The following is a 22,428-nucleotide window of genomic DNA, read 5'->3' as shown; positions in this document are numbered from 1 at the left end:
GTAGGCGACAAAAGGCGTGTTTCCGATAATTATGCCTTACAGCATTCAGGCGAATTCAAGGCACCTATTTACCGCTTGTTTTCTGAATTAAACACCCTTTCAGAGCGTACTTTTCTTAACTCGGTCAGAGGTCAGAAAGCTGGCCATCAGTTTAGCTCATCCAGTTCACCCTTGACTCCGGGTTCCACTTGGTTGTAACCTTCTTCAGTTGCGTCCAGAACTCGATAGAACTTTTACCCGTGATGTCGCAGGAGCCGAACTTCGACTCGTTCCAGCCCCCGAAGGAAAATGGCTCCCGTGGCACCGGCACGCCGATGTTCACGCCGATCATACCCGCGGAAGCATGTTCCATTACATAGCGCGCCAGCCCGCCGCTTTGCGTGAACACAGCGGCGGCGTTGCCGTAGTTGGAGCTGTTTTCAATGGCCAAGGCCTGATCCAGATTTTCGGCCCGGATGATGGCCAGCACCGGCCCAAATACCTCTTCTTTGGCAATGGCCATGTCGGGCGTCACGTGGTCAATTACCGTCGGCCCCACGTAGTAGCCGTCCTCCTGCCCCGCCACGGTGGCACTGCGGCCATCGAGCAGCACGGTGGCGCCGGCCTGCTCCGCCTCGGTGATGTAGCGTTCGATGCGCTCCTTGGCTTCGCGGCTGATAACCGAGCCCAGGTTCTGCCCCGGCACAATCTTGCGGGCTTCATCTACCAAGCGACGGATGATGTGGTCGACGGAGCCCACAGCCACCATGGCCGAGCCGGCCATGCAGCGCTGCCCCGCGCAGCCCGACATAGATGCGGCCACGTTGGAAGCCGTCATTTCTTCGTGGGCATCGGGCAGCACCAGCAAGTGGTTCTTGGCACCGCCCAGAGCCACGCAGCGCTTTAGGTTGCTGGCGGCCCGGCGGTACACCACCTTCGCAATCTTGGTAGAGCCCACAAACGACACCGCCTGGATGTCGGGGTGGTCGCAGATGGCTTCTACGATTTCCTTGTCACCGTTTACCACATTAAACACCCCATCGGGCAGGCCGGCCTCTTTCAGTAATTCGGCAATGCGTCCGGAGCTGATGGGCACCTGCTCCGATGGCTTTAGGATCATGCAGTTGCCAAGGGCAATGGCATTAGGGATGGTCCAGTGCGGCACCATATTGGGAAAGTTGAAGGGCGCAATGCTGGCAACCACGCCCAGCGGCCGGCGCTCCACGCGGCATTCCACGCCCTTGCTCACTTCCATCAGTTCGCCGGCTACCATTTGTGGCAGCGAGCAAGCAAACTCGGTTAGTTCGATAGCTTTTTCTACTTCGGCCCGGGCCTCATCCAAGGTCTTACCGTTTTCCTCGTGCACGAGTTCGGTCAATTCCTGAATGTGCTTTTCGAGCAGTGTCTTGTATCGGTAGAATACCTGCACCCGCTCCTTGATCGGCATAGCTGACCAAGTGGGAAAGGCCGCCTTCGCGGCAGCTACGGCTTCGTCAAGAGCCGCAGCGCCAGAGAGAGGTACCGTGGAGATTACCGCCCCGCTGAGCGGGCTAAACACATCGAGCGTCCGTGCACCGTCCTCCGCCACAAACCGGCCTGCTACATAATTGCGCACCGCCGGGTACTTTAGGGTTTCAACTTCCATATTACCGAATTGTTAACCCCTGCAAGTAATTGGTTTCAAGCGGATATGCAACTGCGCTAGTCATATTATCTGCGGTTAGCTACTCGCAAGCGAAGCATACCTCCCCTACCAGCAGTACGTTCAGACCGCCGGCATACCGAGCCTCAGGCCCGGCTACCTACAATCTCGCACTTCAGCCACTTAATTCAACCCAACGTCGCGAGTACCGTGTAAAAGCAAAAAGCCTTCCCAGCATTGAGCTGAGAAGGCTTTTAGTACCAGAGACGGGAATCGAACCCGTACTTCCTTGCGGAAAAGGGATTTTAAGTCCCTCGTGTCTACCAGTTCCACCACTCCGGCTGGTGCAGCAGTCCTGCACTAAAGTAAAAAAGGATGTTGCCGAAGCAGCATCCTTTTTTGAGCGGGAGACGAGGTTCGAACTCGCGACCTCGACCTTGGCAAGGTCGCGCTCTACCAACTGAGCTACTCTCGCTTGAGGTCATCCGCCGTGGCGGCGATTGGTGGCACAAAGGTACAACAAGAATTTTCGAAGTCAATAGGCAAACAAAAATTCTGATGCCAGGGCCAGTTAAAACGAAAAAGAGGATATTGCCGAAGCAACATCCTCTTTTGAGCGGGAGACGAGGTTCGAACTCGCGACCTCGACCTTGGCAAGGTCGCGCTCTACCAACTGAGCTACTCTCGCTTGAGGTCATCCGCCGTAGCGGCGATTGATGACACAAAGGTACAATTTGGGTAAAAGAAGTCAAGACCTTGCTTGAAAAAAAGACCCCAAAAACTACTTCTAATTCATTTTCAGAGACTTTTTTTTCTAAACAACCTTATTTACTGGCTGTACAATGACATACAGCAATAGCTGAACATAAGTCAGCTACACATGAATACTCCTGTCGGGCGCGGCCCTACCAGCCTGGAGTCAGGCAAAACCATGAGCTTAGCTTTTGCGGGTTAATGCTACCTTGAGCTCATTCAGCTTGAGCAGTGCCTCAATGGGCGTTAGGGTATTTACATCCAGGTGCTGCAACACCTCGCGGATGCCTTCCAGCACTGGGTCAGAGGGCTCAAACATGCTGAGCTGCAAGGTGGGCCGGGGGGCACTGGCCGTGGCTACTGGGCGCGCCTGGGGCTGCGCTTGCCGCTTGGCCTGCGCGTTAGATCCTGGTAGCGGCACCTCGGCCTCCACTAGCTCTTCTATCTCGGATTCACCGGTGGCTACTTGAGCGCGCTCCTGCTCCAGGTGGTGCATGATTTCGTTGGCGCGCAGCACCACGGCGGGCGGCATGCCGGCCATGCGGGCCACGTGAATGCCGAACGAGTGCTCCGAGCCGCCTTCCTGCAGCTTGCGCAGGAATAAAATACGGCCGTCGGCTTCTTTCACGGCCACATTGTAGTTGCGCACCCGCTCGCACTGCTCGGCCAGTTGGTTCAGTTCATGGTAATGGGTGGCGAAGAGCGTTTTGGCGCGGGCCTTGGGGTGGTTGTGCAGGTGCTCCACAATGGCCCAGGCGATGCTGATGCCGTCGTAGGTACTGGTACCGCGGCCGATTTCGTCCATCAGCACCAAGGAGCGGTCGGATAAGTTGTTCAGGATGGAGGCCGTTTCGGTCATTTCCACCATGAAGGTGCTTTCGCCTTTCGACAAGTTATCGGAAGCGCCGACGCGGGTAAATATCTTGTCAATCACGCCGACGTGCGCGGCGGCGGCGGGCACAAAGGAGCCAATCTGGGCCAGCAGGGCAATCAGGGCCGTTTGGCGTAGCAAGGCCGATTTGCCGGCCATGTTCGGGCCGGTAATGACGATGATCTGCTGCTCGTCGCGGTTCAGGCAGATGTCGTTGGGGATGTACTGCTCGCCGGGCGGTAGCTGCCGCTCGATGACCGGGTGGCGGCCCTGTTTGATGTCCAATGTAGGTGAGTCGTCGACCACGGGGCGCACGTAGCGGAACTGCCGGGCAGTGGCAGCGAAGGACGACAGGCAGTCGAGTACGGCTACGGTACGAGCGTTTTGCTGCACCTGCGTCACGTATTCGTTGGCGGTCAGCACCAGCTCGTCGTAAATGCGCTGCTCGATGACGAACAAACGCTCTTCTGCGTGCAGAATCTTCTCCTCGTAGGTTTTAAGCTCCTCGGTGATGTAGCGCTCGGCGTTGACCAGCGTCTGCTTCCGGATCCAGGAAGTGGGCACCTTGTCCTTGTGAGCGTTGGTAACTTCGAGGTAGTAGCCAAACACCTTATTATAAGCCACTTTCAGCGAGCTGATGCCGGTGTTGCGCTGCTCCCGCTGCTGCAGTTGTAAGAGGTAGTCCTTGCCGGTGTAAGCAATGGCGCGCAGCTCATCCAGCTCCTGATCGATGCCGTCCAGGATAAGGTTACCCTGGTTGGTGAGCACGCCGGCATCGGGGCGGATTTTAGCCTGAATCTCGCGACGAAGCGAGTCGCACGGGTTTAGCTGCTCGGCCAGCTTCTGGAGCGCACGCACGCCACTGGCTTGCAGCAGCTCACGCATGGGCGCCAGGGCTTCGAGGGCACGACTGAGCTGCAGCAGCTCGCGCGGATTGACGCGGCGCACGGCCACTTTGGAAATCAGGCGCTCCAGGTCGTTGATCTGGCGCAGTTGGTCGCGCACGGCTTCCAGCAGCTCGGGCTGCTCGTGCAGGGCCTGCACGGTATCGAGGCGGCGCTGAATTTGGGCGGGCTCCTTCAGGGGCAGCACCACCCACTTGCGTAGCAGGCGCGCACCCATGGGCGTGAGGGTTTGATCCAGCACCTCGATGAGCGGTACACCGCCAGCGTGCTGGGCCGAAAGCAGCTCCAGGTTGCGCACGGTGAAGCGGTCCAGCCACACGTACTTGTCCTCCTCTAAGCGCCCGATGCCGTTGATGTGGCCGATATCGTCGTGCTTGGTTTCGGCCAGGTAGTGCATAATGCAGCCGGCGGCCACTATACCTTCCTGCAAGGCCTCGATGCCGTAGCCCTTAAGCGAAGTGGTTTTGAAGTGCCGCGTGAGCGTTTCGTGGCTGTAATCGAAGCCGAAAACCCACTCATCCAAAGCATAGGTGCAGAAATCGGGGCCAAAGCTGGCCTCGAAGTGCTGGCGACTGGTTTTGCAGTGCAGCACTTCGGCCGGCGCAAAATTCTGGAGCAATTTGCCGAGGTAGCCCAGGTCGCCCTGCGCCACCAGGAACTCACCGGTGCTGATGTCGAGGAAAGCAATGCCGGCCTGCTGGTTTTTGCCGAAATGCACGGCGGCGAGGTAGTTGTTAGAACGCCGTTCCAGCACGTTGTCGTGCAGGCTCACGCCGGGCGTGACGAGCTCCGTGATGCCGCGCTTCACGAGGCCTTTGGCCTGCTTGGGGTCCTCGAGCTGGTCGCAGATGGCCACGCGCTGCCCGGCCCGCACGAGCTTAGGCAGGTAGGTATCCAGCGAATGGTGTGGAAAGCCGGCTAAGGCTACTTCGGAGGCCGTACCCGCGCCGCGCTTGGTTTCGACGATACCCAGGATGCGGGCGGCCGTCACGGCATCCTCGCCGAAGGTTTCGTAGAAGTCGCCTACCCGAAACAGCAACAGCGCGCTGGGGTGCTGCTGCTTGAGCTGGTAGTACTGCTTCATCAAGGGCGTATCGGCCACGGGAGCGGGCCCAAGGGTGCCGTGCGTGCGAACGGGTTTCTTAGCGGTAGTCGTCTTCACCTGCGGGGGAGCTGCAATAAGTAGGGCCGGCTGCAAAGCCGGGTTAGTCTGCGCCGGGGCGCAAACGGGGCGACCGGCAAAAAAGCAGCGCAAGCCGTAGCTTGCGCTTTCGTCTGAACATCTCGTTCGGGCAGTATCGTTCTATTGCTCGCCTGCGCCGCGGCGTGGGTCTACAATCATGCGGAAACTAACCATCCACGAGCTGAACCGGCTCACAGTCGAGGACTTCAAAAATACGGAGAAATTCCCCTTGTGCGTGGTGCTCGACAACGTGCGCAGCCTACACAACGTGGGCGCCGCCTTTCGCACCTGCGACGCCTTCGCGGTGAGTAAGCTGTGGCTTGGCGGCATCACGGGCCGCCCGCCGCACCGCGAAATCACCAAAACGGCGCTGGGCTCCACAGAATCGGTGCCGTGGGAGCACGCGCCCGACGTGCCCGCTTTGGTAGCGCAGCTTAAAGAGCAAGGCTGGCAGGTGGTAGCCGTGGAACAGACCACCGGTTCGGTACCGCTCCCCGAGTTTCAGCCTGCCCCCGACAAGCCGCTGGCACTGGTGTTTGGCAACGAAGTATTCGGGGTGGATGATGCCGTACTCCCCCACTGCGACGCGGCCGTGGAAATTCCGCAGTTCGGTACCAAGCACTCCTTAAATGTGTCGGTAACGGTGGGCGTGCTGGTGTGGGATGTGCTCAGCAAGTGGGGGCTGACCACGGGCCAGATTTAAGATTTTTTTAGTCAAACCGGTCTTCTAGAGCCATTACGCTAACGCCTGTTAGGATTAATTCAAAAGCTTAGCTATTTTTAGTAGCCCGCTCTGCAGCTCGTCAGTGCGGGTTTGCTTTTATTCCCCATCTACTGCATGACAAACACTTTTACGCACTACAGCCGGGCGCTAGGCTTAGCCGCAATGCTGGCGCTACCGGCTATCAGCCAAGCTCAACAAACGCCGCCTTCCTCGCTGAACCGTGGCCTGGAGTACCTGAACGCCCGCAAGGCCAAGCTCGGGCTGACCGAAGCCGACCTGCGCAACCCGGCCGTGCCCTCGGAATACACCGACGCTGACAACGGCGTAACGCACTTGTACTTGCGTCAGCGTCATCAGGGCGTTGAGATTTACGGTGCCGTGATTGAAGTACACTTTGACCGCAACGGTCGCGTGGTGGCTTCGCACAATGCGTTCGTGCCCAACGCGGCCAGCAAAGCTCAGAGCCCGGTGCCGTCGCTTTCGCCGGCGCAGGCCGTAGCCGCCGCCGCCCGCGCGCTGCAGATGCCTGCTCCGCAGGGTCTGCGCCTGGAACAGGAAGGCACCGCTACCGAAGGCATGACTTTCTCGGACGGCGGTATTTCCTTGGCCAAGATTCCGGTGAAGCTGATGTACTGGCTGCGCCCCAACGGCGAACTGGCCCTGACCTGGAACGTAACGCTGTACCCGCTCGATGCAGAGCACTACTGGGACGCACGCATCGACGCCAACACCGGTCAGCTGCTCGACCGCACCGATTTTGTAGTGCACGAGCAAGCTTCCTTCGCGGCGCTGGCTCAGCAGCATGCGCAGTTGCCCACCGCTACCGCTCGCCAGACTACGCCCGCCACGCCGGCCCCTACCGCGAGCCGTACCAATACCCCCAATAGCTACAATGTGTGGCCGCTGACCGTGGAAAGCCCGATTCATGGCGCCCGGCAAGTTATCAGCGACCCCGCCAATACCTTGGCCTCGCCCTACGGCTGGCACGATACCAACGGAGCAGCCGGTGCCGAGTACACCATCACGCGCGGCAACAACGTGCACGCCTACGAAGACCGCCGCGACCGAAACTTCTCGGGCATGGGCAGCACCACTGGCGTGGGCTCCAATAACTACATCCCGGGCTATAACCCTGACGGTGGGGCGCAGCTGATCTTCGACCACCCGGTACAGAACAATGTGGCGGCCAGCGTCAATCAGGATGCAGCCATCACCAACCTGTTCGTTTGGAACAACCTCATGCACGACGTGATGGCCCGTCACGGCTTCACGGAAGCAGCGCGCAACTTCCAGATGACCAACTATTCCGGCCAGGGCCGCGGCAATGACTTTGTGCAGGCCGAAGCCCAGGACGGCCGCGGCTTGTCGAATGCCAACATGGCTACCCCGCCCGAAGGTAACCAGCCACGCATGCAGATGTACCTGTGGGATACCAACGAGAAGTCGCTGACAGCTACTGCTGGCACCACTACCATCGGTCCGCTGGAATTTACCGTGGCCAGCTTCGGCCGCCGCCTGGCCGCCGTGACGCCCATGAGCGGGCAGATCGTGTACGCCGGCGACGGCTGCACCAACCCACTGCCGAATGCGGCTGCGTTGGCTGGTAAAATCGCGCTGGTAAAGCGCGGCAACTGCGCCTTTGCCCTGAAAGTAAAGGCCGCGGAGGCCGCCGGTGCCCGTATGGTAATCGTGATGGACAGCATCCCCAACACTACGACGCTGGTGAACATGGGCGGTTCGGCTCCCGACACGAACAACGTCCGCATCCCAGCCATCTTCGTTAGCAAGGCCGACGGCGAGCAGCTGCGCTTGGCCGCTATCAACGGCCCCGTAACGATCAGCGCCTCGGCTATCGACCGCGACGGTGACTTCGACAACGGCATCATCGCCCACGAATACGGCCACGGCATCAGCAACCGCCTTACGGGCATAGGCTCGGGCTGCTTGGGCAATGCCGAGCAGATGGGCGAAGGCTGGAGCGACTTTTTCGGTCTGTGGATGACGACCAAGCCCACCGACGTGGGTACCACGCCCCGCGGCATTGGCAACTACGCCTCCAACTTGGCAGCTAACGGCCCCGGCATTCGGACCAAGCCCTACTCTACCAACTTCACGGTCAACAACCTGACCTACGCCAACGTGGGTACCGCGCCTTACACCGGCGTACACGCCATTGGCGAAATTTGGGCTTCCACACTGTGGGACCTGAACTGGGCGCTGATTGCCCGACACGGCTACAACGCGGACATGTATGGCAGCACCGGCGGCAACAACATTGCCCTGAAGCTGGTCATCGATGGCATGAAGTACCAAGGCTGCTCGCCCGGCTTTATCTCCGGCCGCGATGGTATTCTGAAGGCAGACTCCATCAACAACAACGCCGCTAACTCGGCACTGATCTGGCAGGTGTTTGCCCGCCGCGGCATGGGCGCCGGCGCTTCGCAGGGCTCTTCGAATAGCCTCAGCGACCAAACCATCAGCTACAGCCTCCCGGCCGTGCTAGCGGCCAAAACCAAGCTCGCCGCCGCTGACCTGGCGGTGTTCCCAAACCCGGCGCAGGACCGCGTGACGGTGCGCATGTTTGCCAACAGCCAACAGCCCGTGCAGGTAGAGCTGGTGAACAACATCGGCCAGGTAGTGCACCGCTCTACGGCCGCTGCTACTCAACTGCAGCGCGAAGGCGTGGAGCTGAACACGGCAGGCCTGCCCGCGGGCATGTACGTGGTGCGCCTGACGGGCTCCACGGGCACGGCCACGCAAAAATTGGTGGTGCGCCACTAGGCCCGCCATTCGCTCGTTTAACAAACGCCTGGCCCTTCGGCCGGGCGTTTTGTTTTTTAGTCTGCTTGGGGTCGATTTAAGAACGTGGACTTGATCTGCACTGTTTATACTCCGGCCCTGGCCTCCCTCCTGACTTTTGATCCATGCCTGATACGTCTTCCCTCCAGGATACCGCCCTGCTGGCGTTGCGCCCTAGCATCGCAGCGGAACTGAGCGCCGCGCCTACTGCCTCGGCCGATGATTTGCTGCACCGTACGCTGCGTCCTATTCTGAAGCTGCACAACCGCCGCCTGCTGGAGCTAGTGGCCGACTATGCCCGCGACTACCGCCTGCCACTGTCCACTGCCGCTCCTACCGATCAGCAGCGCCTGCTCGACGAGCTATTACGCCGCAACGCCCGCCTGCAGCATACGCTCACGGGCTTGGTCACGGCGCTGTTTACCGAAGCCGAGTACCAATTCTACCGCCAGCACCGCCCCGAAATAAACCGCCGGTTACTCGATTTGACCCGCCAACGGGTATTGTCCCAAACCTCCGAAGTAGTAGCTTTAGTAGCCGAAGCCCCTGCTCCCGCGTGAGACCTGATTACTACCAGATTTTAGAGTTATCCGAGCAGGCTTCTGCCGCCGAAATTCGCCGGGCTTACCTGCGCCTGGTACGTGTTACCCATCCCGACCGCACTCCGGACCCAGCCGCGCACCAACGCTACTTGCTCGTCAACGAGGCTTACGATACCCTCAGCAAGCCAGAGCAGCGCTCCTACTACGATGCGCGCCTAGCTACTATGCGTAATCCGGTACAGGAAATGGCACCCGTTTATGCTTATGCCCAGCCATTTGCGGGTAATGCTTATCAAGTGCTGCGCGTACCATATTCGGCGACCCTAGCTCACATCGACCAGGCTTACCAACGGCTACGTACCGTCTTGCAGGCCAACACTGTAGACCCCGCGCTACGCCAGCTGTTGCGCGATGTAGAGCACGCTTATGCGACCCTGCGCGACCCGCGCCTGCGCATCCCGCACGATGCCCGTGTACGCGGACAGCGCCCGGCGCGCCGCGCCGATCCGCTGGCCGCGTACTACGCCGAATATGCCCCGCTTGCCCGTCGCGCTTGCTGGGTTTTGCTAGCATTTTTTGGTCTGATGCTGATAGATATGCGTTGGACGGAGACTCTGCCATCAGAACGCGTGCTGACTGTAGACAAGCAACTTGCCCGCACCCGCCGATATGGGCCGCATTACTTTCAAGTCAAAACGCCTCTCACTGAATTTCAGAGCGAATTTCCTTTTGCAACGGGCGACTTGGTTAACGTGCAGCGCAGCGTAATCTTCCACCAGGTTCGCTCTTTCCTGCCGGCTGCAGAGGCGCACACCCGTAAACACCCTTACCCAACGGGCATGTTCTATGGCACCTTTTTCTTTTTCCCTCTGCTGATGGCTGGCTTGGCCGGCACCGGAGCATGGCCGGGCGCCCCGCCCAAACGCATCGTGGATAGCGCCGTTTCGGCCATGCTCTTACTACCGATTGTGCTGTATCTGATGATATAAAAGGTCAAATGCCCGCTGCTTTCCTGAAAGCAGCGGGCATTTGACCTTTCAAAGAAGTGTTGTGCCGGCTTAGTCGTAGCGCGAGTCGCGCAGCTGCACGGGCTTGACATGTTTGCGCAAACGCATGTTAAGCAGTTCCACCAGCAGCGAGAAGAACATGGCGAAGTAGATGTAGCCTTTCTCGATTTCCTTGTGGAAGGCTTCCATCACCAGCATCACCCCGATCATAATAAGGAACGACAGCGCCAGCATCTTGATGGTGGGGTTGCGGTTCACAAAGTCGGCCACCAGACCGGCGAAGACCAGCATCACGCCCATGGCCAGAATCACGGCCACGATCATAATTATCACTTCATCCACGAGGCCGACGGCGGTGAGGATGGAGTCGAAGGAGAAAACGATGTCGATGAGGATGATCTGAAAGAGAATACGACCCATGGTGCTGTAGACCGGCCCCTCTTCGCCGTGTTCTTCCTCACCTTGCAGCTTGGTGTGGATTTCGGTGGTGCTCTTCCCGATCAAAAACAAGCCGCCGAACAGCAGAATAATATCGCGGCCCGTGACGCCGAAATCGGCCTCCGCCCAAGGCAGGTCAATAGTAAAAAGCGGCGTCTTAAGCCCCACAATCCACGAAATACTCAGCAGCAGCGCGATGCGAAACAGCAACGCCAGCATAAGCCCAATGGTGCGGCCCCGGGCCTGCTGCTCCGGCGGCAGCCGGTTGACGATAATGGAAATGAAAATAATGTTGTCGATACCCAACACGATTTCCATGAACGTGAGGGTCAGCAAACTTACCCAAGCTTGGGTGTTGGCGAAGACGGAGAGGTCGAACACAGTGGTTAGTGTGCTAATGTGGTGAATCTGGTTGTATGTGTTGGTGCGGAAAGCGAGCTGATGGTCGTCTTTGATAAGCACAGTTTTCGCATCAGCACACTAGGTTAGCTTTTCATGTTTACGAACTGTAGCGGTTGGCCAATGGTGGCAGCGTTACCGCGCAGCAAGGCAATGACCTGCTGCAGATCGTCAATTTTTTTGGCGGTTACACGCAGCTGCTCACCCTGAATCTGGGCTTCCACTTTGAGCTTGCTGTCCTTGATCAACTTCTGGATTTTGCGGCTCAAGTCTTTATCGATACCGGCACGCACCTTCAGCTTCTTCTTTACCAAGGCCCCGGATGGCTCTTCATCGGCTGAGAAGTCCAGGCTGGTGGGGTCGATGCTCTGCTTTACCATACGGCCCATCAGGATATCCTCCAATGACTTAATCTTCATGGAGTTTTCTGACGAAATAGTAATCACGTTGTTGGTCTTATCCAGTTCGATACCGCCTTTGGTGTCGCGGAAGTCATAGCGGGTCAGCAACTCTTTTTTGGCGTTGTTTACAGCGTTTTCCAGCGTTTGCGGATCTACTTTGCTTACGATATCAAATGAAGCCATGCGCAGCGAAGGCAGTTGGGTGAGAGAAGGAATGCAGTCCGCTTAGCGAACTTGGGGCGCCAAAGGTTGACGAATTTGCCTAAACGCCCAAATGCCCCTTGAGGCTGCAGTTTCGAGCCGATTTATTCCGCCTTTCTTTCGGCGAGCTTAGCTATGTGCCACGGCTCGTGCGGAGTAGCAGGGCACTGCTTGCCGGGCCCTTGTGCTCCGGTGGTGCGTGTGCTGTTCCGGCAGTGAATGTTTAGCGAAATTTGAGCCGCTGCCAAGTTCTTTATCTGAGTCTGCCCCACTATGATGCACGTACAACATTCGCTCAAAGAAGCGCTGGCCCACACGCACGACTGCATCAGGCCTTACATCCACAACACCCCGGTGCTGACTTCGCACCTGCTTGATGAACTAGCCGGTGCCACCTTGTACTTCAAGTGCGAGAACTTCCAGCGCATGGGCGCCTTCAAGATGCGTGGGGCAGTCAGCGCCATCATGCGGCTGTCGGGCGAGCAGCAGCGGGCCGGCGTGGTTACGCACTCTTCGGGCAATTTTGCGCAAGCCCTGGCCCTGGCCGCGCGGAGCCTGGGTGTGCGGGCCTACATAGTGATGCCGAACAACGCGCCCCGGGTCAAGAAGGAAGCCGTGTTGGCTTACGGCGGCGAAGTAGTGGATTGTGAGCCGACGCTAAGCGCCCGGGAGCAAGCCGCCCAGCAGATTGTAGAAGAGCGGAGTGCTACGTTTATCCATCCGTCCAACGACCTCCACGTTATTCTGGGGCAGGGCACGGCGGCTTTGGAGCTGCTGCAGGTGCAGCCCGACTTAGATTACCTGTTCACTCCAGTAGGCGGCGGTGGGCTGCTGGCTGGTACCATTTTGGCAGCGCAGCACTTTGGGCAGGGCTGCCGCGTAGTAGCCGGCGAACCGGAAACCATGAACGACGCCTACCGCTCCCTCGAAAGCGGCATCATCGAAAGCAACCAAGGCGGTGACACCATTGCCGACGGCTTAAAAACCGAGCTGGGTGACATCAACTTCCCCATCATCCGCACCGGAGTCGAAAGCATCCTGCTAGTAAGCGAAGCCGAGATAGTAGCGGCGATGCGCCTGATCTGGGAGCGGATGAAAATAGTGGTGGAAGCATCCAGCGCAGTTGCGCTGGCCGCTTTGCTGAAACACAAAACGGCTTATCAGGGATGCCGCATCGGCATTATCCTCTCGGGCGGCAATGTGGATTTGGGTCGGCTTCCTTTTTAAAGAAACCTAGCCTGCGACTTTCGAGCCCAAATCAAAACCCCTGCTGGCCACGCAGCAAGTCCCAGTACAGCCGAAAATCGCCGCGCAATGACAGCCACGGATGCTGGAAGGTGGCCGGGCGGTTGCGCTCCACAAAGAAGTGCCCCACCCACGCAAAGCCATAAGCCAGCGCAATGCCTCCGAGTAGCAGCGCGGGTTTGCGCAGCCCTACGGCAGCTGGGACGCTCAACAGAAACAGCGACGTACCTACAAAATGCAGCACCCGCGTACCGCGGAGCTGATGTTCCCGCAGGTAATAAGGGTAAAACTGCTGAAATGTGGGCTGGGCAGGAAGTTGGGTAGCCATACTTAAGAGTTGCTTTCTTTCTGAGGAAAGAAACCTACCTTTTCTGCTACTTCCAAGCCCGATTCGCATGACCGAAATGCCCGATGTAGCCACGCTGCTGGCACTCTACGATAAAATCAACCACTACGGCCGTACCAACGGCATGAAGCTCTCGTTGCAGCAGCCCGGCAAGGTGAGCTACACCATGAAAGTGCTGGAACAGCACCTTTCTTCCCCTGGCACGGCCCACGGCGGCATTATTGCGGGCCTTATGGACGCGGCCCTGGGAGCCGCTGCCCTGACGCAGGCCTTTACCCAGCGGGAACTGGTTTCAACGGTGGAGTTCAAAATGAATTTCCTGCACCCCGTGCGCCTGCACGACGAGCTGCTGGCCTACGCTGAAGTGGAACACCACGGCAAAAGCCTAGTAGTGGTGCACGGGCGCATCGAGTGCCCGGCACGTGAGCAGGTAGTAGCCCTGGGCCTAGGCACGTTCAACCGCTATCCTGCCACTAAGCAAGAATTTGTGCAGGCTATGAGTAGTCAGCTAGGGCTGAAGTCACAGGAGGAAGATTAGGAAACCCGAGCTGTAATGCAGGGCCATGGCCAGTTTCCTTAGGAGGCGCTGGCTGGTGGTTGCTTGCTTTCTGAGCGCAACCGAAACATCCGATTGGGTAATGTCCCGAGTTAAGTCACTCTCGGACATCAGCCTCAACAAGCTCGACAGAACGTTTTAGTGGATACAAAGATTATCACCGACCCTCATCCACGCCGCTCCCAGCGTTTTTGAACAAGTCCTGCTGGTCATACAGGGTTCCTCGTCCAATTTCCTTAAAAACACCGCCGCCGGACGCGGCTGCTTCCGAGGAAGCGGCCGGTCCGGCGGCAGATTGCACCGTATAGATTGCAGGCAGTCAGCTTAGAGGCTTTCCGACTCGGCTCCTTCGGGCTCGTGCTGGTACTCGCCTTCAGCGGGAGCTTCCACCTTGCGCACGTTGCGGGCGCAGTCTTCGTTGCGGTGGTTGCGACCAACGGTAAACTCCACCCAGTCGCCTTCGTGCAACTCGTTGAAGTCCTGGCCTTCGGCCATGTCAGCGTACGAGAAGAACAGGTTGTTGGGCGGCATCACCACGAAGCCGTAGCCGTTCTTGAGGTTCTTGATGGTGCTGATGCCGATGGAACCTTCGGGACCGGCAGCAGTGGGCTGGTATGCCGGGCGCGGCGTAGCCACGTTGACATAAGCCGACGGCTCGGGCTGGTTCACGAACAGGGCATCGACCAGGTCGCCACCGCGGCCGTCGATTACTTCGTTCATGGCTACAGCGTAGTTTACCGTCTCGAGCAGCAGCTGTGAGGGGCGCGTTACGCGGCTTTCGCCTTTGAAATCGGTGTACTTGAAGTCCCAGCTCAGCAGCATTACGCGGGTACCCAGCGTGTTTAGCTTCTTGATCAGGGGTACATAGTCGGAATCACCGGCGATGAGCACTACCACGTCGAGGTGCTTGTGCAGGGCGAGGTCGAAGGCTTCGAGGGCGAGCCATACGTCCACGCCTTTTTCCTGCAGGCGGCCGTCGCGGGTTTTGAGGGGCATGTAGTGCGTCTGCACCGACATGTTCATCAGGATGTCGTCGAGGAGTCGGTCGTGGAACAGACGGTCCTTATCCCGCGCTTCGGTGGCCGAAAGGCGGCCGCGGAAGAAGTGGGGCTCCGTGATTTGGCACAGACGCACATCGGCGTCTTCATCCTCGGCTACTTGGTGCCGAATGAAATCGTGCAGGCCTTCCAGGCTGATACGGGCCTTACGGTCGTGCTGGAAGTAGTAGTAATCACTGATCTTAAGGAAATAGTTGCCGTCGTAAAAGACGCCGATCCGGATCAGTGGGCTATTGATCTGGTTCATGTTACTGAGTGTGTGCAAAAGGGGAAGAAAAGAGGACGGTTACTCCGGGCCCGGCAGCCGAGAGTGGCCAAAGGTACAAAGGCATAGTTGATTTTAGATGTATTTAATGTACAAGGAAATCAACGAAATAGCTATTTTCAATCTACAAAATATACCAAAAATAGCTTCCGTTGCTGGATGTGTATGCAGCAGTGACACATCAGAAGCAGGGTCGTTGCAAGTGCCTTAGAAAAAACCAACGCCCCGGCAGACGCGGTGCTCTCGGCAGCGCACTTGATGCTTCAATCAGGATTGCAATGTTACAAATCCTAGCTAAGCGGGCAACGTTATGAGAACAATTTAATGCGGAAAGCTGCGTTATCAGCTGTTTTTTAATGCCATACCAATGATTTAAGGATTAAGCGAAATTGTATCGTTGCCACCATAATAAGGCTACCAAAAGCCCATAAGCGGTACAAATTCCCAACTCAATTAGGTTCCCGGCCGTGGAGCCGGTAGAAATCAGCGGCAGCTTCAGGGCTTTGTCGGAAAGCGGCAGAAAATACCGCACGCCCGACTTGGTAAGCGTATCGGCGAGCAGGTGCGAGGCATAGCCCGCGCCGGCGTACACGGCAATGCCCTGCCAGCCCAGGTCGCGGTCGGCGAGGTAGCCGATGTAGGTCCAGAGTGCGGCGGCCCACAGGGTATGCGTCCAGCTGCGGTGCGAGGTGAAGGGCGCGGTGGCTACGAAAGCGCCAAGCAGGCTTAGCCAAAGCATTTCCCAGTACAAGCCGCTCAGCACCGCCCCTACCCCGGTAAAGAGCAGGGCCAGCTTGCGGGCCGACTGGTTTTGCATGGCCATGCCGATGAGAAACATGGCCATGGCCGCCGTAAAGCCCATGCGCCGCTCGGGGCCGGGCGTTACGAGGTTCAAGTGGGTGTATACGGCCAGCAACACTGCCCCCACCGCAAAAGCCCAACGAACGTAGTTCTGTGCAAAACCCAGGCGCTTGCTCAGGCGGGAGCTGGGATGGTCCAGATCAGGAGCCAGGGACGAAAAACCGGCCAGCGCAATGCCGGGCAGCGAGAGCCGCACATCGGGCACCACGGCGGCAATGCCGGCGCCGGTAATCAGGCCAATAGCTAAGTGAGAAGAACCGCGCACAGCAAATCCGGAATGGAGAAAGGCTGCGAAATTAAAGCAAGCATTTCGGAGCAGCGCCGGCTTTTTGGACCGGAAGCTAGTATTCCTCTCCGAAACCAGGCATTTCGTGGCTTAATCCTCGCCGCAGCTCGGAAACTTTCGCGGCGCTGCGGTGGTATTGCTTACCGCATGCCCGACCGAAATACCATTCGGCCGGGCTTCTACCTTTGCTCCTCGCCGAAGCCGATACCCCGTGCAGACCTCCGAATTTCTCCGCCTTTACTCGCTCGATACCGATATCCAGACGCTGGCCCTGAACCTGAAGCCCGGCAACGGGACAGCGGGCGGGCAGCGCTTTCACCTGCGCGGCCTGGTGGGCAGCCAGGATGCTGTGGTGGCCGCCGTGGTGCACCTGGAGCGCCCCGACGAGCACCTCGTGTTTGTGCTGCACGACAAGGAAGAGGCCACCTACTTCGCTTCCGACCTGCAACACCTGGTGGGCGACCGGGAAGAAGTGCTGGTGTTCCCCAGCTCCTACAAGCGCGCCTACGCGTTCGACGAGACGGAAAACGCTAACGTGCTGATGCGCGCCGAGGTGCTGAACCGCCTCTCGGGCAAATCGGGGGAGAAAGGCAAGACGGCCGACGGCAAAGCGGCCGCCAAAAAGGCCGACGAGCAGAAGGATGCCGACAAGCCGCCGAAGGGCGCGCTCATCGTGACTTACCCCGAGGCAATGAGCGAGAAGGTGATTAACCGCCAGAGTCTGGTGCAGAACACCTTCAGCTGCCGTATCGGGGATAGGCTGGACGTGAACTTCCTGGGTGAGCTGCTGGCCGAGTACGACTTTGAGCGCACCGACTTCGTGTACGAGGCGGGGCAATACGCGGTGCGCGGCGGCATCGTGGACGTATTCAGCTACGCCAACGAGCTGCCGTACCGCATCGAGCTGTTCGGCGACGAAATCGAGAGCATGCGCACGTTCAACCCCGAGTCGCAGCTATCGGTGGAGAAAAAGGAGCAGATCAGCATCGTGCCGAACGTGCAAACCAAGCTGCTGACGGAAAAGCGCGAGTCGTTTCTGGAGTTTTTGCCCCCGAACACGGCCATCTGGACCAAGGACGTGCGCCAGCTGCTGGACGTGGTGGGCGAGCAGTTCGACAAGGCCGAGCAAGGCTTCAAGCAGATGATGCAGGAGGCGCACGGCGTGCAGATTAAGTCTTCGCCCGAAGACTTGTTTGAGACGACCAAGACGCTAAAAAAGCACCTGGAGCGCTTTCCGGTGCTGGAATTCGGCAAGCGTTTCTACTACAAAGAGGCCGAGCAGGTGCAGTTCACGAGCAAGCCGCAGCCCTCGTTCAACAAGGACTTCAACCGCCTGGTAAAGAACCTGCTCGAAAACCAGCAGCGCGACTTCACCACCATCATCACCGCCGAATCGATGCGGCAGCTAGATCGGTTGCGCACCATCTTCGACGAGCTGGGCCGCGAAATCCGCTTTCAGCACCTGGCCCTGGGGCTGCGCGAAGGCTACATCGACGAGGAACGCCGCCTGCTGGTGTACACCGACCACCAGATTTTTGAACGGTACTACCGCGCCCAGGAAAAGCGGAAGTTCTCCAAGAAAAAGGCCCTCACGCTGAAGGAGCTGCGCAACCTGCAGCCCGGTGACTTTGTGGTGCACCAGGACCACGGCATTGCGCGTTTTGTGGGCCTGACGCAGGTCGAAATAAACGGCCACCTGCAGGAAGCCATCCGCCTGGTGTACCGCGACGACGATGTGCTGACGGTGAGCATTCACGCGCTGCACAAAATCGCGAAGTACTCGGGCTCGGAGGGCACGCCGCCCACCATGAGCAAGCTCGGCTCGCCGGAGTGGGAAAACAAGAAGAAGGCCGTCAAGAAGAAGGTGAAGGACATTGCGGCCGACCTTATTCGGCTGTACGCCAAGCGTAAAACCGCGCCGGGCCATGCCTTCGCCAAGGACTCGTTTATGCAAGCCGAGCTGGAATCGAGCTTCATTTACGAGGACACGCCCGACCAGGCCAAGGCCACCGAGGACGTAAAGAACGACATGGAGCAGCCCCACCCCATGGACCGCCTCGTGTGCGGCGACGTGGGCTTCGGCAAGACGGAAGTGGCCATCCGGGCGGCCTTCAAGGCCGTGGCCGACGGCAAGCAGGTGGCCGTGCTGGTGCCCACCACCATTCTGGCCATGCAGCACTTCAAAACCTTCCGCGACCGGCTGGGCGAGCTGCCCGTGACGGTGGACTACATCAACCGCTTCAAAACCACGAAGCAGGTAAAGGAAACGCTGGGCAAGGTGGCCGAGGGCAAAACCGACATCCTCATCGGCACGCACCGACTTACCAACAAGGACATTCAGTTCAAGGACCTGGGTTTGCTCGTCATCGACGAAGAGCAGAAGTTCGGCGTCAAGACCAAGGACAAGCTCAAGGAGCTGAAAGTGAACGTGGACACGCTCACGCTCACGGCCACGCCCATTCCGCGCACGCTGCACTTCTCCTTGATGGGCGCCCGCGACCTATCCGTCATCAGCACGCCGCCGCCCAACCGCCAGCCGGTGCAGACGGAGCTGGCCGTGTTCGACGAGCACCTGGTGCGCGACGCCATTGCGCGGGAGCTGAAGCGCGGCGGGCAGGTATTCTACGTGCACAACCGCGTGAAGGACCTCGACGAGCAGGCGGCCCTGATTCAGCGCCTGGTGCCCGATGCGCGCATCACCAGCATCCACGGGCAGCTGGAAGGCGACGTGCTGGAAAAGCGCATGATGAAGTTTGTGGAACACGACTACGACGTGCTGGTGTCCACCAACCTCATCGAATCGGGCCTGGACATTCCGAACGCCAACACCATCATCATCAACCGCGCCCACATGCACGGCCTCTCCGACCTGCACCAGATGCGCGGGCGCGTGGGCCGCTCCAACAAGAAAGCTTACTGCTACCTGCTCACGCCGCCCGTGGCCGGCCTGCCCTCTGACGCCCGCAAGCGCCTGAGCACCCTGGAGGAATTCTCCGACCTTGGGGCTGGCTTCAACGTGGCCATGCGCGACCTGGACATCCGCGGAGCCGGCAACCTGCTCGGCGGCGAGCAGTCGGGCTTCATCAACGACCTGGGCTACGAAACCTACCACCAGATTCTGGACGAAGCCGTGCAGGAGCTGAAGGAAACCGAGTTCCGCGACCTGTTCCTGGGCGACACGACCGGCCGCCTCAAGGAAGCCGCAGACTTTGCCCGCCCCCGCGAGTGCAGCATCGAAACGGACCTGCAAATCCTCATTCCCGATGCCTACGTGAGCAACGTCTCGGAGCGCCTGCGCCTCTACTCCAAGCTCGACCGCGCCAAGGAGCCCGAGGAGCTGCGCCGCCTGCTGGTGAGCATGGCGGACCGCTTTGGCCCGCTGCCGCCCGAGGTGGAGCAGCTGGCCGACATCGTGCGCCTGCGCTGGCAGGGCTCCCGCGTGGGCTTCAGCAAGCTCACCCTCAAGAAAGGCACGCTCAAGGGCTACCTCGACGCCGGCGAAGGCCGCGAAGCCTACTTCCAGGGCGAGCAGTTCGGCCAGATTCTGAACTACGTGCAGACGCACCCGCGCTCGGCCCGCATGAAGGAGCACAAGCAGCAGCTCATCATCACCATCGAAGGCGTGGGCAACGTGCTGCAAGCCCGCGAGTTGATGAACGAGCTGAGCGTGGAGTCCATGCCGCCGGTGGTAGCGGCCACGGTCACGGATGATGAGGAGGATGTGTAAGCGGCGGATTTGCTACTTATGTAGAGAAATAAGAATATAAAGCGTTCAAAGTCAGCTTTTCAAAAACCGTCTATAAAGTTGCATCATCCTTGAACTAGCCCCTGACACTCACTTATGAGCGTGAGTAAAAAGTGTACAAGAACTTGTACAACTGGCGCGAGCTTATAGCTCGTACCCAGCTTGGCAGGAAGGCACAGCCTCCCTGCCTTTCAAAGGCAAGTGTCGCCTAAATATGGTTCCGCGACTCGTTCGCTATCTAAAGACATGAACTATAATTTCTTTGCCAGCAAAGCTGATAAGTTGGCGCTACTGGACTACCTATTCACAGAGACAGACCTACGCCTATATGAACTCAGTTCAGCCTTTGACACGGAAGTCAAGGCCTACAGCAGCACCACAACTGTAGTTGCTGATTATGACATGGAGTACGGCGGTCAATACGCCGCCTGCTTCAAACTTTGGTCACCTCGCTTCGGTGCTACACCAAGTCTCAGAAGAATAGAACTTAATCCGCAAAGCTGCCAAGGTCACACCTTCCGCTACGCTACTGAAGGCTGGGGCTTGATTCAACTTTATCTCGGCGGTCAGCAGAACGGAAGGTTAGCTCAGTCCGAACTTGGGCATTTCAACGAGAAAGGGGCGTTGGCACAAGAGGATGCTTATAGCTCCCGTCTAGGTATGGTAGGGGCTTGGAATTGGTCAGAAATAAATCTCACTTCTCGTAAGCTGAAGCACCTGCTACATTCCAAGCGCGCTGTCAAGAAGCTAGGGAGCATCGGCATTCTACCGGGTGCAGCCGAGCTTGAACAACAGGGCATCATCCTAAGCTTATAACCTGCTTGAGCGCCCTTGCATGGCTGTCCTACTCTTGCTTTGGTCTTCACTAGAAAACTAAGCCGCTTCAGCGCGCCGCTGCCGCCACGCCCTGCCACCCCATCTTCTCCCCGCCGCTACAGAAGCTCAAGGCACACGCGTCGAGACTTCCACGGGTGCCAGGCAGAGCTAGAGGGTACTTAGCGCGACGAAGTGGTAGCGGTGCTTGGCTCCGGCGGCCTTGGCCACCTCCTTGGGCTGCACATATCTTTGGGGCTGCCGCGTTACGCCTCCTATTTGCCTATCAGTATGCCGAGTATCTCTATTAAGAACATTATCAACTGGCGGCTCCTTGCTCTGCATCAGCTGGCTGTGTTCTGCTTGGTTATCGGAATACGCGAATTGTGGTTTATCCAGTACACAGGCTTGGCGCGCAGCTATGAGCAGTACGGCGTGAACTTCCTCAAACGCGACGAATGGCAGCAGCTCTCCGTGGGTGAGCTAATGACGGATCTGTACACGTGGGAAGCCAAGGCCACGCTCGTTGCCTTGGTAGGTGGCTGCGTCTTGTCGTGGCTAATTGTGAGCGTCCGCCGGGAGCGGCGCGTCATACCGCTGCTCGTTTGCCTGGTTGGCATACTACTGTACCGATACGGCTTTTACAATGCTGACTGGCTCGTGGAAACAATTCATTTTCTGTGTCGTCCCTTGTATGCGTTTAGCCTTGAGATTAGACTTGGGGTAACTGGTGTGGTACTCGTGGCGGCGGGCTTACTCCTGTTGTTCATCACTTGGCCGGCACGCAAGCAGGCGGTACCTGCGGGCGGGAGTTAATACTTAGGCAGACAAGCATCCTGCTGGCGCGTACATATAGTTAGTAGCTCAGAATGCGGGGTATCTTACCGCCTCTCAATGAAAAGTCAGCATCACTTCAAGCTTATGCCTCCTCCATCAGACAAGGTTTACACCATCACTGATTGGTACGACGGTCCGCGCGAGGGAGTGGCTGACTACCAAGGCCAGCCTTACCACTACCGCTGCTTAGCCGACGACGAACCATTTGACAAATCGGCCTTTTACTGGCTGACGCCCCTCGATGATGAAACCTACCAGTTGCTGATGGAGGATTGGGCCATTTCGTTGCGCTACCGCGCCGCACACGAGGAAGGACGCGCCACGCAGGAGCTGCACCCAGCTCTGCCGGAAGACCGGCTCCGGCACGAAGAACTTGCTCAGCTCATACCAGCCAAGCTCGAGAACCTCGCCGTGTTGAGCATATTGGCCGTTGCGGAGTTCGAGTACGGATCAAATACCGTAATCTGGACGGTAGTACCCAAGCTGCCGCGGTAATCCCGCTTCTCAACAGCTACTGAAGCTCCCCCGCCTCCTAATAGCCCGCGCCGCCCGGCCACCATTAATTGCTTTTG

At 58.4% G+C, this 22,428-nt stretch carries 17 protein-coding genes and 3 tRNA genes; 10 read left to right on the top strand and 10 right to left on the bottom strand.

The features are described from left to right. Positions 1-151 precede the first annotated feature (151 nt). From AC5FXY_RS15995 to mutS, 5 genes are all read right to left on the bottom strand, one after another. Positions 152-1,624, bottom strand: coding sequence for a CoA-acylating methylmalonate-semialdehyde dehydrogenase (locus AC5FXY_RS15995; RefSeq protein WP_493557703.1), 1,473 nt, complete (start codon positions 1,622-1,624; stop codon positions 152-154). Positions 1,625-1,879: 255 nt separating this feature from the next. Beyond that, positions 1,880-1,963 (bottom strand) — tRNA-Leu (locus tag AC5FXY_RS15990). Between the two features lie 60 nt (positions 1,964-2,023). Beyond that, positions 2,024-2,096 (bottom strand) — tRNA-Gly (locus tag AC5FXY_RS15985). Between the two features lie 140 nt (positions 2,097-2,236). Further along, positions 2,237-2,309, bottom strand: a tRNA-Gly gene (locus AC5FXY_RS15980). A 249-nt stretch (positions 2,310-2,558) separates the two neighbouring features. Further along, positions 2,559-5,312, bottom strand: a complete 2,754-nt coding sequence (gene mutS / locus AC5FXY_RS15975; RefSeq protein ID WP_493557702.1) for a DNA mismatch repair protein MutS — start codon at positions 5,310-5,312, stop codon at positions 2,559-2,561. A gap of 178 nt (positions 5,313-5,490) precedes the next feature. On the opposite strand from mutS, the gene AC5FXY_RS15970 reads away from it, so the two are divergent. The 4 genes from AC5FXY_RS15970 to AC5FXY_RS15955 all read left to right on the top strand — a co-directional run bounded on the left by AC5FXY_RS15970 (position 5,491) and on the right by AC5FXY_RS15955 (position 10,387). Continuing rightward, positions 5,491-6,036, top strand: coding sequence for an RNA methyltransferase (locus AC5FXY_RS15970; RefSeq protein ID WP_493557701.1), 546 nt, complete (start codon positions 5,491-5,493; stop codon positions 6,034-6,036). A 135-nt stretch (positions 6,037-6,171) separates the two neighbouring features. Further along, positions 6,172-8,838 carry a T9SS-dependent M36 family metallopeptidase gene (locus AC5FXY_RS15965; protein WP_493557700.1) on the top strand — a complete coding sequence of 889 codons (2,667 nt, stop codon included), beginning with the start codon at positions 6,172-6,174 and terminating at the stop codon, positions 8,836-8,838. A 143-nt stretch (positions 8,839-8,981) separates the two neighbouring features. Then, complete coding sequence (locus AC5FXY_RS15960; protein ID WP_493557699.1) at positions 8,982-9,416, top strand: hypothetical protein; 435 nt, start codon at positions 8,982-8,984, stop codon at positions 9,414-9,416. Beyond that, positions 9,413-10,387: a J domain-containing protein gene (locus AC5FXY_RS15955; protein ID WP_493557698.1), complete on the top strand. Its 975-nt coding sequence runs from the start codon at positions 9,413-9,415 to the stop codon at positions 10,385-10,387. Before AC5FXY_RS15960 ends, AC5FXY_RS15955 begins: the two co-directional genes overlap by 4 nt. Positions 10,388-10,456: 69 nt before the next feature. Here the strand turns inward: AC5FXY_RS15955 and AC5FXY_RS15950 are convergent, their stop codons facing one another. Both AC5FXY_RS15950 and AC5FXY_RS15945 read right to left on the bottom strand, forming a co-directional pair. After that, positions 10,457-11,224, bottom strand: a complete 768-nt coding sequence (locus AC5FXY_RS15950) for a TerC family protein (RefSeq protein ID WP_493557711.1) — start codon at positions 11,222-11,224, stop codon at positions 10,457-10,459. A gap of 104 nt (positions 11,225-11,328) precedes the next feature. Next, a complete protein-coding gene (locus tag AC5FXY_RS15945; protein WP_493557697.1) occupies positions 11,329-11,826 on the bottom strand; it encodes a YajQ family cyclic di-GMP-binding protein in 498 nt (165 codons plus the stop codon). Positions 11,827-12,117: 291 nt separating this feature from the next. Here AC5FXY_RS15945 and AC5FXY_RS15940 point away from each other — a divergent pair, with 291 nt between their 5' ends. Further along, on the top strand, positions 12,118-13,071 hold the full coding sequence (locus tag AC5FXY_RS15940) for a pyridoxal-phosphate dependent enzyme (protein ID WP_493557696.1): 954 nt from the start codon (positions 12,118-12,120) through the stop codon (positions 13,069-13,071). Between the two features lie 31 nt (positions 13,072-13,102). Here AC5FXY_RS15940 and AC5FXY_RS15935 read toward each other — a convergent pair whose 3' ends face one another. After that, complete coding sequence (locus AC5FXY_RS15935) at positions 13,103-13,417, bottom strand: Mpo1-like protein (RefSeq protein WP_493557695.1); 315 nt, start codon at positions 13,415-13,417, stop codon at positions 13,103-13,105. A 67-nt stretch (positions 13,418-13,484) separates the two neighbouring features. On the opposite strand from AC5FXY_RS15935, the gene AC5FXY_RS15930 reads away from it, so the two are divergent. After that, a complete protein-coding gene (locus tag AC5FXY_RS15930; protein WP_493557694.1) occupies positions 13,485-13,973 on the top strand; it encodes a PaaI family thioesterase in 489 nt (162 codons plus the stop codon). 342 nt (positions 13,974-14,315) lie between these two features. On the opposite strand, the gene AC5FXY_RS15925 is transcribed toward AC5FXY_RS15930, so the two are convergent. Continuing rightward, positions 14,316-15,314: an NYN domain-containing protein gene (locus AC5FXY_RS15925; protein ID WP_493557693.1), complete on the bottom strand. Its 999-nt coding sequence runs from the start codon at positions 15,312-15,314 to the stop codon at positions 14,316-14,318. 379 nt (positions 15,315-15,693) lie between these two features. Beyond that, on the bottom strand, positions 15,694-16,440 hold the full coding sequence (locus AC5FXY_RS15920) for a metal-dependent hydrolase (RefSeq protein WP_493557692.1): 747 nt from the start codon (positions 16,438-16,440) through the stop codon (positions 15,694-15,696). Positions 16,441-16,672: 232 nt separating this feature from the next. Between AC5FXY_RS15920 and mfd the strand changes: the two genes are divergently transcribed. The 4 genes from mfd (at position 16,673) to AC5FXY_RS15900 (ending at position 22,351) form a co-directional block, all read left to right on the top strand. After that, complete coding sequence (gene mfd / locus AC5FXY_RS15915; protein ID WP_493557691.1) at positions 16,673-20,188, top strand: transcription-repair coupling factor; 3,516 nt, start codon at positions 16,673-16,675, stop codon at positions 20,186-20,188. A 264-nt stretch (positions 20,189-20,452) separates the two neighbouring features. Continuing rightward, positions 20,453-21,022, top strand: a complete 570-nt coding sequence (locus tag AC5FXY_RS15910) for a hypothetical protein (protein ID WP_493557690.1) — start codon at positions 20,453-20,455, stop codon at positions 21,020-21,022. A gap of 288 nt (positions 21,023-21,310) precedes the next feature. Continuing rightward, a complete protein-coding gene (locus AC5FXY_RS15905) occupies positions 21,311-21,835 on the top strand; it encodes a hypothetical protein (protein WP_493557689.1) in 525 nt (174 codons plus the stop codon). 105 nt (positions 21,836-21,940) lie between these two features. Further along, the gene (locus AC5FXY_RS15900) at positions 21,941-22,351 is read left to right on the top strand and encodes a hypothetical protein (protein ID WP_493557688.1); all 411 of its coding nucleotides are present in this window, start codon (positions 21,941-21,943) and stop codon (positions 22,349-22,351) included. The last annotated feature ends 77 nt before the right edge of the window (positions 22,352-22,428 follow it).

Source organism: Hymenobacter sp. FMD4, from assembly GCF_058932745.1.
Note: the sequence above shows the minus strand (reverse complement) of the source record. Positions and strands in the feature narration are given on the sequence as shown.

What these genes read in the sequence shown, in the direction of transcription:
- AC5FXY_RS15995 (WP_493557703.1), bottom strand. Translation starts at nt 1,624, where the DNA reads ATGGAAGTTGAAACCCTAAAGTACCCGGCGGTGCGCAATTATGTAGCA.
- AC5FXY_RS15970 (WP_493557701.1), top strand. Translation starts at nt 5,491, where the DNA reads ATGCGGAAACTAACCATCCACGAGCTGAACCGGCTCACAGTCGAGGAC.
- AC5FXY_RS15965 (WP_493557700.1), top strand. Translation starts at nt 6,172, where the DNA reads ATGACAAACACTTTTACGCACTACAGCCGGGCGCTAGGCTTAGCCGCA.
- AC5FXY_RS15960 (WP_493557699.1), top strand. Translation starts at nt 8,982, where the DNA reads ATGCCTGATACGTCTTCCCTCCAGGATACCGCCCTGCTGGCGTTGCGC.
- AC5FXY_RS15945 (WP_493557697.1), bottom strand. Translation starts at nt 11,826, where the DNA reads ATGGCTTCATTTGATATCGTAAGCAAAGTAGATCCGCAAACGCTGGAA.
- AC5FXY_RS15940 (WP_493557696.1), top strand. Translation starts at nt 12,118, where the DNA reads ATGATGCACGTACAACATTCGCTCAAAGAAGCGCTGGCCCACACGCAC.
- AC5FXY_RS15935 (WP_493557695.1), bottom strand. Translation starts at nt 13,417, where the DNA reads ATGGCTACCCAACTTCCTGCCCAGCCCACATTTCAGCAGTTTTACCCT.
- AC5FXY_RS15930 (WP_493557694.1), top strand. Translation starts at nt 13,485, where the DNA reads ATGACCGAAATGCCCGATGTAGCCACGCTGCTGGCACTCTACGATAAA.
- AC5FXY_RS15910 (WP_493557690.1), top strand. Translation starts at nt 20,453, where the DNA reads ATGAACTATAATTTCTTTGCCAGCAAAGCTGATAAGTTGGCGCTACTG.
- AC5FXY_RS15905 (WP_493557689.1), top strand. Translation starts at nt 21,311, where the DNA reads ATGCCGAGTATCTCTATTAAGAACATTATCAACTGGCGGCTCCTTGCT.
- AC5FXY_RS15900 (WP_493557688.1), top strand. Translation starts at nt 21,941, where the DNA reads ATGCCTCCTCCATCAGACAAGGTTTACACCATCACTGATTGGTACGAC.